Origin of the sequence: Micromonospora sp. WMMD737 (assembly GCF_049179055.1) — a bacterium.
Taxonomy (GTDB): Bacteria; Actinomycetota; Actinomycetes; order Mycobacteriales; family Micromonosporaceae; genus Micromonospora; species Micromonospora reichwaldensis.
Window position 1 is genome coordinate 197,234 of sequence record NZ_JBMHMH010000001.1, and the last position, 15,692, is coordinate 212,925.

Sequence of the window (15,692 nt, forward strand, 5' to 3'; positions counted from 1 at the left end):
TCCGCACCGTCGACCTGCCGCCCGGGGGAGGTGGTGGCGACCGTCGGCGGGGACGACCGCCCGCCGCCGGCACAGCAGACCGCCGATCCGGATCCGACCACCATCACCATCACCGAGCCGGCCCGGCGGCTGATGGCCGAACACGGTGTGACGGAGGCGTCCGTACGGTCGATCGGCAAGCCGGTCGTCGCGCGGTCGGACATCGAACAGCTGGTCGCCGGGCAGGCGCCGCCGGGCACGGCCGAGCGGGTGACCGTGTCCGCGGCCCAGCGACGGGTCGCCCGTACGGTGTCCACCTCGCACCGCGAGATCCCCGCCGCGTACACGGTCGTCAAGGTGGTCGCCGACCGACTGAGACAACGCCTGCGTGCCGAGGCGGCGACCATCGGATTCGTCGGCATCCCGGAGCTGGTGGTCGAGGCGATCGCGGCGCGGCGGGCGGAGTTCCCGCTGTGCTTCGCGCGAGCGGAGGACGATTCCGCGGCGACGGTTCGGCCGGGAGCGCACGTCGGTGTCACCATCGACGTCGGGAGGGGCCTCTACCTGCCGGTCGTCGCCGACGCCGACACCCGGCCGCTGCGGGAGATCGCCGCCGACCTGCTGCGGTTCCGTCGCGCCGCCGTGCGCGGGGAATTCGCCGAGGCGGATCTGGCCGGGTCGAACATCGCGCTCACGATACATACGGACGCGGACGTCGTGCATGCGCAGCCGCTCATCTTCCCGGAACACACATGCGCGCTCTCTCTCGCCTCGATGCAGCGCGAGTTGGTGCTTCAGAATGATGGTTCGGTCACCACCAGTGACTATTTCCATCTGGGTTTGGCATACGACCACCGCTTTGTCAACGGTCGGTCCGCGGTGGCGTTCCTGCGCGCGGTCAAGGCCGATCTGGAGGCGGGTTGACAGCCCTCCGGCAGTTGTCAGTTGAACGCGACCAACGCGACATCACCCGCGGACATGACGGAGGTATCCTGTGGCCCCCGGCCCGCTATGGAAGGGCTGTCGATCCGTGTGGAACCTGTGGACTCGAGTCCGCCGCCACGGCTTGCGGATCGAACCCGTCGGGGTGGAGAAGGACCGATGAGCGGAAAGGGGTGAACCAACATGACCGAGGTGACTTTCGAGGCTGTCGACATTCGTGAGATGGCCGACGACGAGCTGGACGATGTCGTCGGCGGCCCGTTCGCCTGCCAGCCGTGATTCGTCCGACCAACTGGTCGGGTGCAGTGACCGATGATACGGGGAGGGGGTGAATCAACATGACCGAGGTGACTTTCGAGGCTGTCGACATCCGTGAGATGGCCGACGACGAGCTGGACGATGTCGTCGGCGGCCCGATGGCCTGCCAGTAAGGCGGCAGGAGGCGCTTGGGCACCTCGCTCAGGCGCCTCCGTCCGCCTTGCCGGTGACGTGGGCGGCGGGTCCCGTGTCGCACCCGCCGGCATTGGCGGGAATCAGCCGGTCACGGTCCGGAACCGGCCGTGACCGATGGTTACGGTTATGGAACGAGCCGCAGTGTCCGCCCCTTTCTCAGGCGTGCCTCCTGGGCGTTTTGTTGGAGAAAAGGGGGTCACCCCGTACCGGCGATTTTTTGGTCAGAGGCATGATCACGAGCAGCATTTGTCGTGATAGTTTCCCCCCATGGATGCTGATGTTTCCGGTGCCGTGGACACGTTCCAGCGGGCCTTTTACAAGAGCAAGGTGTGGCGTCGTCGGACATGGCTCGGCGTGGCGTGTCACCAGAATCCGATGGACATGTGGATGATCCAGGAGATCATTCACGAAACGCGACCTGATCTGATCATCGAGACCGGCACCCGACACGGTGGGTCCGCACTCTACTACGCGACCATGCTCGGACTCGTCGGTAACGGCCGGGTCGCCACGGTCGACGTCAAGCCCGAACATCTCGCCGGACCGAGCGGCTGGATCGACGGCGAAGGAATGGCGGTCGACTCGCCGTACTTCGACCGGGTCGACACCATGACCGGGTCGTCCGTCGACCCTGCCGTCGTCGCCCAGATGCGGGAAAAGGCGCAGGCCGTCGAGCGGGTCATGGTGATCCTCGACAGCGACCACAGCAAGCAGCACGTCCTCGCGGAACTCGCCGCGTACGCCGGCCTGGTCACGCCGGGCTGCTACCTGATCGTGCAGGACACCAACCTCAGCGGGCACCCGGTCCAGGCGGGGCCGTGGGAACCGGGCGACGGGCCCTGGGAGGCGCTCGAGGAATTCCTGCCCGATGAGCGCTTCGAGGTCGACAGGTCGAAGGAGGAACTGATGTTCACCTGGTTCCCTGGCGGCTATCTGCGGCGAGTGTGAGGATGCCCGACGCGCGGTCGTCGTCTCTCCAGCCACCAACGTGATTCCTGACTCCCGGCGCCCCGCGGGGATCGCGACCGGGCACGGAAACAGCCCTTGGTCGATGGTCTTCTTCTTCTGGAGAAGGGCATGACCGAGGGCTGTTCTGGTGGCCGCGTGAACGGTGGTGCCGACGACGGCCGGCAATTCCTCGTCGACGGGGTGCACGCCCACCTGTCCGGCTTCGCCGCCAGGTCCGGCGGGTGGCGGCCCTCTTGCCGAGATCCATTCACGAGCGTAGGAAGTACACGACGCTCCACCCACCATCGTCGGCCCCTGCCTCGGACCACGGTCCGGTGTCGAAGGAGATGCGCGTGACCACACCCAGACGGCTCCGTCTCGCCGTGTCCGTGCTGGTGACCGCAGGGGCCGTCCTGCTCGGCGCGGCCGCCGCCGCGGCGCCGCCCGCGACTCCCGCGCCGTCCGCGCACCAGGGCTGCGACCCGATCGACCCGACGGCCTGCCTGCTGCCGTTCCCGAACGACTACTTCACCGTGCCGGACCGCAGCAGCCCGACCGGCAAGCGGGTGCGGTTCCCGGCCTCCGCGATGCCCGCCAACGTGCAGGGCACCCCGATCGACCCGACGGAATGGAACCGGCAGGACGGGTTCAGTCCCGGCTCGCCGATCCTGGTGCGAGTGCCCGGCCTCGACGCGGCGGCGACCGGGATCGCGCCGGTCACCGACATCGGCCGCTCGTTGGCGCCGGACGCACCGATCGTGCTGCTCGACGCCCGGACGGGCAGGCGCACGCCGTACTGGGCCGAGCTGGACGCGCACGCGGCCGGCCAGCCGGAGCGGCAGGTGCTGATCATCCGGCCGGCGGTGGCGCTGACCGAGGGCACCCGGTACGTCGTCGGCCTGCGCGGCATGCGCGACGGCGACGGGGCGCTGATCCCGGCGCCGAAGGCGTTCACGGCGTACGTGACCGGCGCAGGACTCGGCCACCGGGACCGTCGCGTCCCGCAGATGAAGCGGATCCTCGCCGACCTGACCAGGGCCGGCGTCAAGCGGCACAGCCTCCACCTGGCCTGGGACTTCACCGTGGCCAGCCGGCACGGTCTGACCGGGCGGATGCTGGCGATCCGCGACGGCGCGTTCGCCGCCCTCCGCCGGGCCGCACCGTCGTTCACCGTGACCCAGGTGACCGACTACCCGCCGGAGCAGGAGCCGCTGATCGCCCGGCAGGTGACCGGCACCATCGGCGTACCGTCGTATCTGACCGGTGATGGCGGGCCCGGCTCCCGGCTGTACTACGGGCCGGCCGGCGGCGGCGGAACGCCACCGACGCCGGACGCCCTGCCCACGCCATCCGGCGCGACGGTGGCGGCCGACTTCGTCTGCAACATCCCGCGCAGTGCCTCCGCCGCGAAGCCGGCACACCTCTCGCTCTACGGGCACGGACTGCTCGGCAAGCCGACCGAGATCAACGCCGGCAACGTCAAGACGATGTCGCACACGTACGACTTCACCTTCTGCGCGACCAGTTGGATCGGCATGGCCGCCGCCGACGTCCCCTACGTGGCCGGCGCCTTCACCGACCTCAGCGGCTTCCCCGCGGTGGCCGACCGGTTGCAGCAGAGCTACCTGAACTTCCTCTTCCTCGGCCGGGCGATGATCCACCCAGGCGGGTTCGCCGCCCACCCGGCGTTCCGGGACGCCACCGCACGGCCGCTGATCGACGTGGCCGGTGGGCTGCACTACGACGGCAACAGCCAGGGCGGCATCAACGGCGGCGCGCTCACCGCCATCGCCCAGGACTGGACCCGGTCGGTGCTCGGCGTGCCGGCGATGAACTACTCCACACTGCTGCAACGCAGCGTGTCCTTCACCCCGTTCCAGACGATCATGGACGGCTACTACCCGGACAAGGTCGACCAGCAGCTGATCCTCGCGCTGCTGCAGATGTTGTGGGACCGCTCCGAGGCCAACGGGTACGCCCAGCACATGACCGACCGGCCGCTGCCGGGCACCCCGGCACACCAGGTGCTGATGCACGTGGCCTTCGGCGACCAGCAGGTTTCCCCCGCCGCGGCGGAGGTCCAGGCGCGCACCATCGGCGCCCGCCTGCACACCCCCGCGCTGGCCGACGGCTGGTCGCCGGACGTGCGGCCCTACTGGGGCATCGCGCCGATCCGCAGGTACCCGTACACCGGGTCGGCGATGGTGGTCTGGAACAGCGGCGCGGCGTACGCGCCACCGCCGACGAACCTCGCCCCGGCCGGGCCGGAGTACGGCGAGGACTCGCACGAGTTCCCCCGCGCCCAGGCCGCGGCGCAGAGACAGAAGGCGGTGTTCCTGCTCACCGGCAAGGTGATCGACGTCTGCGGGCGGAAGCCCTGCGAGTGACGCGCTGACCCGTCAGGGCGATCCCACGCCGTCCCGAGTCGCCCGGCCGCAAGCAGATACATGTCTCTGGACCGATGCCGACAGACCGCTGCCCGGCGGTGGGTCAGCGCCCTAGCGTCACCTCTGCCGGACCCGTGGCAGATGGCCACCGGGCCGGCTCCTGAGGAGGATCGGGTGCGAAGGCGTCACGGCATCATCTCGGCGGCCACCGCCATGTTCTGCGGGCTCGCTCTGCTCGGCACGCCGGCACAGGCGAGCGCGACCACGCCAAACGGGATCCCCGTCGGGGCGGAGGCGACGTTCCACGGCCGACCGATCCGGGACGCGGCCGCCGCGCAGACCCTGGCCGAGGCGTACTGGACGCCGGAGCGGATGCGATCCGCGGCGCCGCTGGAACCGCTGGTCGGCGAGGAGGAACTGGCCGGGGAGGCCGCCGACCGGCCGGGCCGGGTCGGTGAACCCCGCTCAGGCGCGGAGCCGATCGGCCCGCGTGGCACGGGCACGGCGGTCCCCGGCCCCTCGGTCTCGGCCCGGAACGCCGCGGCCGGGGCAGGAACCCAGTCCGTCAATCCCTCGCCCGGTGTCGGGCGGGTCTTCTTCACCGACGTCGACGGTGAGGACTACTTCTGCTCCGCCAGCGCGATCAACACCCCCAAGGCGAACCTGCTCTCCACCGCCGGGCACTGCCTGCACCCCGGCGACGGGTCCGACAACTGGTACACCAACTGGGTCTTCGCCCCGAACTACGCCGACGGCCCGTCCAGTTGGGGGCTGTGGAGCGCCCGGAGCATGACCTCCACCAAGGGCTGGGTCGACCACGACATCCTGTGGTGGGACTACGGTTTCGTCACCGTGTGGCCGCGCAACGGTAAGCGGCTGGTGGATGTCACCGGCGGGGAGGGCATCAGCTTCAACTACCCCCACAGCGTCGCCACCACCCTGCTCGGCTATCCCGGCGTCGCACCCTTCGACGGCAAGTGGCAGCACTACTGCCAGAGCACGACGAAGGCCGCCGGAACCCAGCGGGTCAAGCTCATGGACTGCCCGCTCAACGAGGGCACCAGCGGCGGGCCCTTCCTGCGGGCGTGGAACAACTCGCAGGGCTTCGGGCACGTGAACTCGGTGGCCTCCTACAAGTTCTCCGGAAACATGTACGGCCCGTACTTCGACGAGGACGTCGCCGACCTCTTCGACCTGGCGAAGGTCAAGAACTGACCCGCGTGGGCCGGGTCGGCCGCGCCAGCGCGCCGGTGTCGACCTGCCCACGGCATCCGCAGAAGCGGCGCCGCAGGCACCGCCAAAGCCATGGGCGGGGCTCGAGGTGCCGATGACGGCCCGTGACATGATGGCGCCCATGGGGAAACAGCAGGACGTCGGCGGACCCGACCGTCACAGTGGGTCGGGTTCCGCCGGCGTGACGGGTGGCAGCGTCGACGCGCGGCTCGCCGTCGCGCAGGACCCCACCACGTCACAGATGACCCTCATCGACCTGGCGTCCGACCCGTCGGCCGTGGTCCGTAAGGCCGTCGCGACCCGTACCGACGCGCCCGCGCAGGCACTGCGCCCGCTGACCCGGGACCGTGATCGCGACGTCCGGGAAGCCGTGGCGAGAAACCCCTCGACCTCGATCGGCAATCTCCTGGTGCTCGTCAAGGACGCCGACCGGTGGGTCCGCTGGGCGGTCGCCGGTAACCCGGCCTGCAACGAGTCGGTCCGCCGGGTGATGGCGGAGGCTCCCGACAAGGAGCTTCGCGGCCTCCTGGCGGAGACGCGCGAACTGGAGCCCGAGCTGGCCGCGCGGCTGCTCGACGACGTCTCTCCCGAGGTGCGGGAACGGCTCGCCACCCACACCCACGACCCCGACGTGATCACCGCCCTGATGGCCGACCGCACCGCGCGCGTACGCAAGGGGCTCGCCCGCAACCCGCGGACCACCGCCGCCCAGCGCAGCGCGCTCGCCCAGGATCCCGTGGTGGACGTCCGCGTCGCGCTCGTGCTCGCGGTCGAGCTGGACGACGCGGACCTGCGACGCCTGGTCGACGACCGCTCGGTGCAGGTCCGGATGGCGTTGGCGACGTCGGAGGTGGTGCCGCCGCACATCCGGCAGGCGCTCGCCGGCGATCCCGACGAGATGGTCGCCGCCGCGGCGCGGGACTTCCGCCCGGGGGCCGGCAACACCGCGGTGGTACGGGCTCCGCGCATCGGCCACCGGGCATCCGGAGCCGGCCGGGGTCGGCCCGGCGGCGCCCGCCGCTGAGGCGGGCGGAGCGCCGTCATTCGCAGCGGTCCTCGCTGCCCCGCCCGTACGGCTCGCAGCAGTCCGGCCGGTGCCGGAACACGATCAAGGTGTGACCGTGGCGCTCCTCGCGGTCGCCGGTCCGCTCGTACAGGCAGGCACCCCACACCACCGTCTCGCCTCGGCCGTCGACCACCTGCCCGTCGCCAGGGCCGTGCCGCAGCAACACCCTCACACCGGCGACGCTACCCGCGCCCGCCCGTGCGCCGTGAGGACTTCCGAAGCGAGACCGGGCGTTCCGGGTGGCTGCGTAGGCGAGGCAGCCCTGCGGATCCGCCCTCCCTGGCCGCCCGGGTCCGTCAGAGTCAGCCGCCGTCGCCGGCCGAGTGCGACGACCGGTTCGGCGGCTTGCGCAACCACAGCCACACCCCGGTCAGGAGGCACGCCGCGCCCAGGAACGCGATCGCCGACTCGGCCAGCTCGGGAAGGTCGTCAAGGAACGGGAACGTGTGCGAGGCGGCCAGCGCCCCAAGCGCGATCAGGAACAGAAGGACGGCAAGGACCCGCTGTCGAACCATGGTTGATTGGATCACAGCGGTCACCGGTGGGGACCTCCCGCCCGGGAGGCCCCCACCGGTGGCTCAGGCGGCGTAGATGTACTTGTTGTTCCCCACCGCCAGCACGGCCGCCGTGGAGCCGCGGACCCCGCTGTTCAGATTGCGCCAGCCGGTGTTGCTGGCAGTCTCGTGCACGTAGCCGCCGGTGACGCTGTAGACCAGCTTCGTCCCGTTGAAGTGCAGCGCGGCCAGGGCCGTGCCCTGCGCGCCGGAGACGCCGGTCCACAGGTTGCGCCAGCCGGCGTTGCTGGCCGCCTCGAAGATCCGGCCGCCGTTGAGGGTGTAGACGATCTTCGTGCTGCCGGCCGCGATCGCCGCCACCGCCGAGCCCGGGATGCCGGTGCTGATGTTGCGCCAGCCGTTCGCGCTGCTCGCCTCGTGCACCAGGCCGCCGACGATGCTGTAGACGTACTTGATCCCGTCGATCTCGATCGCCGCGATCGAGGATGAACTCACGCCGGTGATGCCGGTGCTGATGTTGCGCCAGCCGTTGCCGCTGCTCGCCTCGTGCACCGAGCCACCGACCACGCTGTAGACGAGCTTCACCCCCTTCCAGCTCAACGCGGCCAGCGCGGTGCCCTGCGCGCCGGAGACGCCGGTCCACAGGTTGCGCCAGCCCGCGTTGCTGGCCGCCTCGAAGATCCGGCCGCCGTCGAGGGTGTAGACGATCTTCGTGGTGCTCACCCCGATCGTCGCCACCGCCGAGCCGGTGACCGCGCCCGCGCTGCCGGAGATCGGTAGGGCCTGCCAGCCGTTGAAGCTGGGCGCCTCGAACACCTGACGCGACTGTTGGCCCGGATTCTGCGCGATGTAGACCAGCGGGCTGATCCTGGTGCCCGACGGATCGATCATGTGCCAGTGCAGGTGCGGGCCGGTCGAGCTGCCCGACCCGGGGGCCCCGGCGGCACCGCCGGAGCGGCCCACCACCGTGCCCGCGCCGACGCTGGCGCCGTCGGCGAGCGAGAACTGCGACAGGTGCATGTACTGGCTGCGGTAGCCGTCGCCGTGGTGGATCGTGACGGTGTGTCCACCCGTACCGTTGTAGGGGATGTTCTGGATGGTGCCGGCGCCGCAGGCCGGCAGTGCCGTGCCCACGCCCATGCCGTAGTCGATGCCGCCGAGCGAGCCCCGGCGGAGGTGGCCCTCCCAGGTGTCGGTGACCGGGTACGCGGTGAACGGGTTGTAGATCGTGGGTGCGGCGTGCGCGGTTCCGGGAATCAGCACCCCGCCCACGGTCATGGCGCCCGCGCCCCACGCCGCGGCTCGCAACACGCCACGGCGGCTGATGCCTGGTACGCCGTCGTCGCCGCCCCCGCAGCAACCGGATCCGTCGTGCTGGTTCATGGAACTCCTTCTGTGATCACGGGTGCCCGCCGCCACGGCCGCGGCGGTCCGACGGTGCGTCGTGACGGTGCCGGCCGGCCGGGTCGCTGCCCGCGCCGGACGATCGGCAGGTCCCGGTCGAGCCGGGCAGATCCTCGTGGACCGCGCGACCCGGGGTCGTCGGCCGATCGATCATAGTCAGTGTCATCCCGCGGGTTGACAGCGTGGCGGTCACCGACCCGACAGCCCGGTCCACGGGTGGCCGCTACGGTGGCGGATGTCGGCCGTCACCGCAGCCCACTGGAGCCCTCGATGACCGATCCTCAGCTCTGGCGACGCATCCGGGCAGCCGTCGGCGTGGCCACCGCGCTCCTCCTGCTGCCGGTCGCGCCTGCTCCCGCCAGCGCCGCGGCGGCCACCGGCAGCGTGACGACGACGGTGCAGGACGCCGGCACCGGTGCGCCGGCCCGCGCCTGCGTGAGCCTCGTACCGCTGGACCGCGAACGACTCACCCGGGTGTCCATCGGCGAGAGTCAACTCGGCGGCGTCGGTGGCTGCACCGACGAGCGGGGCGGGATCGAGGTGACCGGGGTGGAGCCGGGACGCTACCGGCTCTTCGCCCAGCCCTACGAGGCGGCACGGTACGGGCGCCAATGGGTCGGCGGGCAGGGCGGCACCGGCGAGCGCCACCGGGCGTGGGTGGTCACTGTCGGCGCCGGTGCCACGACCGCCGCCCCACCGGTCCGGCTCGACCCGCCCGGCCGGATCTCGGGCGTAGTCACCGACGCGGCGAGCGGGCGTCCGGTCCCGGGTGTCCACGTCGCCGTGGTGCCGTTCGTGCCGCACCCGAAGTACAGCCCCGACACGCCGATCACCGACGACACCGGCCGCTACAGCATCACCGGGCTCGGGCCGTACGACTGGGCCCTGCGGTTCTCCGGCACGGGGATCGCGACCCAGTGGTCCGGTGGTGTCGGCGCCGCCCTGCTGGCCCGGACGGTCCGGGTGCGCCCCGGCGGCACCGCCACGCTTCACCAGGCCCTGCGGTCTCCGACCACCGTGGGCGGGTCGATCCGCGCCGACGAGCTGGCGACCTACAGCACGGTCGTCGCCTTCGACGCCCTCACCGGCGACGTCGTCGGCGCGGTGGACGTCGGCACGTCGTACGGACTGCCGATGCTCCCCGGGCAACTGGTCAAGCTGCGGTGCGACTGCTCCTACGGGCCCGGCCGCTGGTACCCGGCCGGCGACAGGTTCACCGACGGCAACCTCGTGTGGGTGGGGCGGGCGCCGGTCGTCGCCGACTTCGACCTGACCGCCGGCGCCGGCGGTTGACGCCCGGCACCACCCGCCGGTCGACGGGCCGAGGCCGGGCCCGCGTTTGGCGGAGCTGCCACCGGCGCCCTGCCGTCAGGTGTTTGCTGTCCACGTGAGCTTCCCGTCCCACCGTCGCTCCTCTCGCCGGCGCCTGGTGGCGCGACTGGACGCGGAGCACTACCTGCTGCTGATGCTGATCGGGTTCGGCGGCGCGGTCCTCGGCACCCGCGCATTCCTGGCACTGACCGGCTATCCGCAGGTCGGCGGCGGCACGTTGCACATCTCGCACGCCCTGTGGGGTGGCCTGTCGTTGTTCGTCGCCGCGCTCGTCCCGCTGCTTGTCGTCAACCGGGCCGCGTTGCTCGGGGCGGCGCTGCTGGCCGGGATCGGCACGGGGCTCTTCATCGACGAGGTCGGCAAGTTCATCACCGCCGACAACGACTACTTCTTCCCGGCCGCCGCGCCCATCGCCTACGCGGCCTTCCTCATCGGCGTGTGGCTGTACGTGCGCGCCCGCAGCAGGCGGGTCGAGGGCACGCGGGCGCAACTGCACGCCGCGCTGGAACTGCTCGGCGAGGCCGTCGACGGGAGGCTCAGCGAACGGGACCGGGCGCAGCTGCGGCGACGACTCGGCGCCGCCGCCGCGAGTCCGGACGACGACCGGTTGCAGCCGCTGGCCGCGGCGCTGCTGGAGCTGGCGGGGCCCGGTGTGCTGCCGCCGTACGAGCACCGGTCCGGACGGATCGCCCGGATCGCGGTCGCCGTGCGGGCCTGGGTGGCGCGGTCGTTGACCCGGGGTCGGCTGCGCGTCGGGCTGGTCCTGGCGCTGGGGCTGCTCGGCTTCGTCACGCTCAGCGACCTCGTCACGATCGTCGCCGTCGCTCTCGACCTGCGCGACGGAACCACAGAGGGGGTGCTCGCCACCGCCAACGAGTTCGCCCGCGTCGACATCCAGGACCGCCGCGGGGTGCTGCTCCTGCTCGTCCGGGCGCTGCTGGACGCCGGCGTGGGCACCGCGCTCATCGTGGCCGCCGGGCTGCTGCTGCGCGGGATGGCTCGCCGCGCCGTGGAGCTCGCCCGGGCCGGCCTGGTCACCTCACTGAGCGTGGTGAACCTGCTGGTGTTCTACCTCGACCAGTTCGCCGCCGCCGTCAGCGCGCTCGGTCAGTTGGCGGTCCTGCTCGCGGTGCAGCGCTACCAGCGGCTGTTCGACCAGCCGGCCGACGCCGAGCGCTCCGGCGGCGCTGACGGTGAGTGAACGCCTCGGGTCGCCGGGCCAGCCCACGACCCGTGCGCGAACACCGCGCCGGACGTGATGCCGCCCGGGTTCGCGCCGACGGCGGGCGTCCTCAGCGGACCGCGTCGCCCATGCGGGTGACGGCCTCGGTGAGGATCGCCGGCGAGGTGGCGAAGTTGAGCCGTACGAAGCCCGTCCCGCCGGTGCCGAAGACGTGCCCGGAGCTGAGGGCGACCCGCGCGTGGTCGAGGAACATCTTCGCCGGTCCGGCGACGTCGCTGACCACGCCGGCGTCGTCGGCCGGCTGCTCCGTGTCGACGCCCAGCCCCGTGCAGTCCAGCCAGGCGAGGTAGGTGCCCTCGGGGCGATGGTACGGCACGGACGGGAGGTGCTTCGCCAGCAGCGTCGCGAGCAGCGCGCGGTTGCCGTCGAGACCGTCGAGGAGGAGGTCGAGCCACGGCCCGCCCTCGCGGAACGCGACGGTGTGCGCGACGACACCGAGGTGGCTGGGCCCGTGGCTGACCTCTTCCGGCATGCGGCGGAGGTCGGCCGCGGCCTGCGGTCCGGCGACCGCGAGCGCCGCCTTGAGACCGGCCAGGTTCCACGCCTTCGAGGCGGAGAGCAGGGCGAACGCGTTCTCGGCGCCGGCCACCGTGAGGTACGGGGTGAACTGTGCCCCCGGCAGCACCAGGGGAGCGTGGATCTCGTCGGAGACCACGCGTACACCGTGCCGGTCGGCCAGCTCCGCGACGGTCTCGAGCTCGTCGCGCCGGTGGACGACGCCTGTCGGGTTGTGCGGATTGCACAGCAGGAACGCCGGCCGGCGGCCGTGGGCCCGCGCGCGGCGGAAGGCCTCGTCGACGGCGGCGGGGTCCATGCGCCGGTCGGGCCCGAGCGGGGCCTCGACCACCCGCCGGTCGGCGTGGGTGACGAAGGCGTAGAAGGGCGGGTAGACGGGGGAGCAGACCACGACCGCGTCGCCGGGATCGGTGACGAGCCGGAGCACCTCGACGGCGCCCATCATCACGTCGGGCACGACCGAGGTATGCGCGACACGGAAGTCGTGCCAGCCCCAGCGCCGTGCGGCGAAGTCGCCGACCGCCTCCGCGTACGCCGTGCCGTGCGGGTAGCCGGTGTCGCCGAGGTCGACCGCGCGGCGGAGCGCGTCGGCCACGGGGGGAGCGAGGGGCACGTCCATCTCCGCGACCCAGAGCGGGAGCACGTCGGGCGGGAACATGCGCCACTTCACGCTGGTGCGCTGCCGGAGCGCGTCGAGCGTGAGCAGGGTGAGCGGATTCCGGGCCGCCGAGCCGTCGGCGGAGGGGCCAGGGCTTGCCATACCGCCCACCCTAGGGCCAGGTGCCGCCCCGGTCCCGCCCGGCGCCCACGTCCGGCCCCCGGCGCCGCTACCAGCGGTTGCGTGCCTCCTCGGCCCAGCCGACCAGCCCGTCCAGGTCGACGCGCTCGCCGTCGTCGGCCGCCGCCCAGCCGGTGAAGTGCCCGAAGCACTGGTGCGTCTCGTTGGCGAGCACACCGAAGTTCGTCCTGGCGATCTTCTCGTGGAAGGGGTGGAACTCCACGCCCACCCGTGCACCGCTGATCCGCCACGGTCGCGACCAGTCGGCGCGGTCGTACTCCCAGCGCAGCTCGTCGCCGATCTTGTGCAGCCGGCCGTCGAGGAAGAGGCCGTTCTCGGTCGAGCCGGTGCCGTCGGTCCACCGACCGCCGAGCTGGATCGCCCGACCCGGGCCGCTGCCGGCGGCCCAGTTCCAGCGGATCGCGTACGGCCATCTGCCGCGACCGTGGTCGAGCACGGCGAAGGAGTCCGCCTCGGCGATCGGATGGGCCACCCCGTCGACCCGCAGGGTGCCGCGCACCGGGCGGCCGAGGTCCTTGACGGTGTACTGGAACCGGCGGGTGCTCCAGGGCACCACCACGCCGAGCGACTCGTGGCCCGCCGGCAGCGGCACCACGAGGTCGACCTCCAGACCGGGGGCGGCGGCGCGGATGGTGGTGCCCGACGGCGCCTGGTCGATGTCGATCGAGAGCCCGCCGCCGCGCGCCCGAACGGCGCCCGCCCCGCTGACCGGCGGGAAGAGGGCGCCCCGGGCGAAGGGGACCACCGCGTTCCTGTCGATCTCGGCCTTCGTCGCGCGGTCGAGCACGTAGAGGCTGTGCACCCCCGCGTAGTCCAGCGACGAGGCGACCAGGCCGACGATGTGGGTCGGCGTGACGACCCCCCAGTACTCCCAGCGCTTGTTGCGGCCCCAACCGCGCAGGTTCGCCCGGTGCAGCGGGCGGCGGCTCCAGCCCACGGCGGCGGGATTGAGCCGCCCACCCGCGAGGCACAGGTCGACCGGCTCGGTGATCTCGTTCTCGTGGGTCACGAGGAGGAGGGTAACCAGCCCGCGGCCTGTGCTGCCGGGATCGGCACGGCGGAGGTAGGAAGGCCCTGGCGCTGGGCCGGGTCAGTCGCCCCAGGCGTTGGAGTCCAGGAGCATGTCCCAGGTCAGGTAGGGCAGTTCGGGATGGCGCTGGTGCAGGATCTCGCCGGGAAGGGTGGCGGCCGGGGCCTTGCGGGGATTGGCGAGTGCCTGCGCCACGATCGCGTCGGTGACGGCCCGGGCGCCGCCGAGACGGGGATGACGTCGGTGGACGCGGTCGGCGTACTCGGGTGGCACCGGGCTGTTGATGCCCATGAGGTCGATGCTGATTCCCGTCTGGGCGATGCCGATCTCCGGCGGCCGGCGACGCTGGAAGACGGGTGAGTCGCGGAAGCTGCGCGTGGTGTGCATGGCGATCGCGTCCCACACGGTGTCGACCCGGCGGTCGGTGACGCCCCGCTCCTCGAGGAACCGGGCGGCGAAGTCGGCGCCGTCCATCTCGAACCGCTGGTCGGAGTTGGCGCGTGCGGTCAGGCCCATGTCGTGCAGGGCGCAGATCAGGAACACGACCTCCTCGTCGTAGTCGCGGCCGGGCCGCCGACCGGCCTGCGCGGCGGCCTCGCGGGCGAACAGGAAACTACGCAGGCTGTGGTTGCGCAGGTAGGCCTCCTGCGTCTCGCCGATCAGTCGGGCCGCCGCCTGGGCCAGCCGGGTCGACGGGAAGGACAGGTCGGCGTCCGGCGCGGCGTGGGAGGCGGCCGGGGCAGTGGGCACCAGCCCGGTGAGCATGCCGGCGCCGGCGGCCAGGCCGGTGCCGAGGGCGGCTCGCCGCGAGAAGGAAGGCGTCACGGGGTACCTCATCTTTCGGGTGTCGGGTGCGTGGACCGGAAGCGTTGGCGGTACTCGGCCGGGGTGATGCCGGTGCCGCGCAGGAACGCGCGGCGCATGCTGTCGTCCGAGCCGAAGCCGCAGGCGCGGGCGATGCGAGCCACCCCGTCGTGGGTGGCCTCGAGCAGGGTCTTCGCGGCCTCGACCCGGACCTGCTCGACGTACCGCATGGGGGTCGTCCCGACCGTCCGGCGGAACAGGCGGGTGAGGTGCCGTTCGCTGACCGACGCGTGCGCCGCCATCGTGGCGAGCGTGTGCGGGGCGGCCGGGTCGGCGGCGACGGCGTCCAGGACCCGGCGCAGCGCGCTGCCGGGGGCGGCCGTGGTGTTGCCGCGCACGGTGAACTGGGACTGACCGCCGGGGCGGTGCAGGAAGACCACGAGGTACTTGGCGGTGGTGCGGGCGCGCTCCGGCCCGTGGTCGTCCTCGACCAGCGTCAACGTCATGTCGATGCCCGCGGTAACGCCGGCCGAGGTGAACAGCGGCCCGTCGCGCACGTAGAGGGCGTCGGGCCGGACGCGGACCGCGGGGAACCGCGCCGCGAGGTCGGCGCAGGCCGCCCAGTGCGTGGTGGCCCGGCGGCCGTCGAGCAGGCGCGCCGCCGCGAGCAGGAACGCGCCGGTGCAGATGGCCGCCGTACGGCGGGCGAGCCCGCTGACGCGGGGGAGTTCGGCGACGAGCGCCGGCGGGGGCTGCGCCGTGGCGAGGGAGAGGCCGGGCACCAGCAGCGTGTCGAACCGGTGCCGCACCTGGTGCAGGGCCAGCTCGACGTCGAGGGGCACGCCCACGTCCGTGCGTACCGGGCGGCCGTCCACGGAGGCCAGCCGGATCCGGTAGCCGCCGCTGCCGTGCAACACCTGGACGGGCCCCGCCACGTCGAGCAGCACGACGCCGTCGTGCACCACCACGACCACCTCGCGGCTTCCGGGGATGTCCACATCGGAAGTCTGGCCACCCTCCTCCGGGGACCACAAGGACGGC

General features: G+C 72.3%; 14 protein-coding genes. 7 read left to right on the forward strand and 7 right to left on the reverse strand.

Annotated elements, in window-relative coordinates; all coding sequences use genetic code 11:
• Nucleotides 1–33: 33 nt before the first annotated feature.
• From ACN27A_RS00895 to ACN27A_RS00915, 5 genes are all read left to right on the forward strand, one after another.
• On the forward strand, nt 34–903 hold the full coding sequence (locus tag ACN27A_RS00895) for a 2-oxo acid dehydrogenase subunit E2 (RefSeq protein WP_421458339.1): 870 nt from the start codon (nt 34–36) through the stop codon (nt 901–903).
• A gap of 738 nt (nt 904–1,641) precedes the next feature.
• Entirely contained in the window at nt 1,642–2,322 is a 681-nt protein-coding gene (locus tag ACN27A_RS00900; RefSeq protein ID WP_421448989.1) for a CmcI family methyltransferase, read from the forward strand.
• A gap of 347 nt (nt 2,323–2,669) precedes the next feature.
• Nucleotides 2,670–4,709, forward strand: a complete 2,040-nt coding sequence (locus tag ACN27A_RS00905) for a hypothetical protein (protein WP_421448991.1) — start codon at nt 2,670–2,672, stop codon at nt 4,707–4,709.
• 174 nt (nt 4,710–4,883) lie between these two features.
• Nucleotides 4,884–5,924 carry a trypsin-like serine peptidase gene (locus tag ACN27A_RS00910; RefSeq protein WP_421448993.1) on the forward strand — a complete coding sequence of 347 codons (1,041 nt, stop codon included), beginning with the start codon at nt 4,884–4,886 and terminating at the stop codon, nt 5,922–5,924.
• Between the two features lie 139 nt (nt 5,925–6,063).
• Nucleotides 6,064–6,966: a hypothetical protein gene (locus tag ACN27A_RS00915; protein WP_421448996.1), complete on the forward strand. Its 903-nt coding sequence runs from the start codon at nt 6,064–6,066 to the stop codon at nt 6,964–6,966.
• Between the two features lie 16 nt (nt 6,967–6,982).
• Here ACN27A_RS00915 and ACN27A_RS00920 read toward each other — a convergent pair whose 3' ends face one another.
• The 3 genes from ACN27A_RS00920 to ACN27A_RS00930 all read right to left on the reverse strand — a co-directional run bounded on the left by ACN27A_RS00920 (nt 6,983) and on the right by ACN27A_RS00930 (nt 8,906).
• Nucleotides 6,983–7,180, reverse strand: a complete 198-nt coding sequence (locus ACN27A_RS00920; RefSeq protein WP_421448999.1) for a hypothetical protein — start codon at nt 7,178–7,180, stop codon at nt 6,983–6,985.
• A 130-nt stretch (nt 7,181–7,310) separates the two neighbouring features.
• Entirely contained in the window at nt 7,311–7,547 is a 237-nt protein-coding gene (locus tag ACN27A_RS00925; protein ID WP_421449001.1) for a hypothetical protein, read from the reverse strand.
• Nucleotides 7,548–7,586: 39 nt separating this feature from the next.
• Nucleotides 7,587–8,906, reverse strand: coding sequence for a M23 family metallopeptidase (locus ACN27A_RS00930; protein WP_421449003.1), 1,320 nt, complete (start codon nt 8,904–8,906; stop codon nt 7,587–7,589).
• A gap of 291 nt (nt 8,907–9,197) precedes the next feature.
• On the opposite strand from ACN27A_RS00930, the gene ACN27A_RS00935 reads away from it, so the two are divergent.
• Together ACN27A_RS00935 and ACN27A_RS00940 are read left to right on the forward strand one after the other, a co-directional pair.
• The gene (locus ACN27A_RS00935; protein WP_421449005.1) at nt 9,198–10,220 is read left to right on the forward strand and encodes a carboxypeptidase regulatory-like domain-containing protein; all 1,023 of its coding nucleotides are present in this window, start codon (nt 9,198–9,200) and stop codon (nt 10,218–10,220) included.
• A 94-nt stretch (nt 10,221–10,314) separates the two neighbouring features.
• Complete coding sequence (locus tag ACN27A_RS00940; protein WP_421449008.1) at nt 10,315–11,460, forward strand: hypothetical protein; 1,146 nt, start codon at nt 10,315–10,317, stop codon at nt 11,458–11,460.
• A 91-nt stretch (nt 11,461–11,551) separates the two neighbouring features.
• Here ACN27A_RS00940 and ACN27A_RS00945 read toward each other — a convergent pair whose 3' ends face one another.
• The 4 genes from ACN27A_RS00945 to ACN27A_RS00960 all read right to left on the reverse strand — a co-directional run bounded on the left by ACN27A_RS00945 (nt 11,552) and on the right by ACN27A_RS00960 (nt 15,649).
• Nucleotides 11,552–12,778, reverse strand: coding sequence for a MalY/PatB family protein (locus ACN27A_RS00945; RefSeq protein WP_421449010.1), 1,227 nt, complete (start codon nt 12,776–12,778; stop codon nt 11,552–11,554).
• 67 nt (nt 12,779–12,845) lie between these two features.
• Nucleotides 12,846–13,826, reverse strand: a complete 981-nt coding sequence (locus ACN27A_RS00950; protein ID WP_421449011.1) for a DUF2804 domain-containing protein — start codon at nt 13,824–13,826, stop codon at nt 12,846–12,848.
• Nucleotides 13,827–13,907: 81 nt separating this feature from the next.
• Nucleotides 13,908–14,672: an HD domain-containing protein gene (locus ACN27A_RS00955; protein WP_421449012.1), complete on the reverse strand. Its 765-nt coding sequence runs from the start codon at nt 14,670–14,672 to the stop codon at nt 13,908–13,910.
• A gap of 8 nt (nt 14,673–14,680) precedes the next feature.
• Nucleotides 14,681–15,649, reverse strand: coding sequence for a GlxA family transcriptional regulator (locus ACN27A_RS00960; protein WP_421449015.1), 969 nt, complete (start codon nt 15,647–15,649; stop codon nt 14,681–14,683).
• Nucleotides 15,650–15,692: the final 43 nt, after the last annotated feature.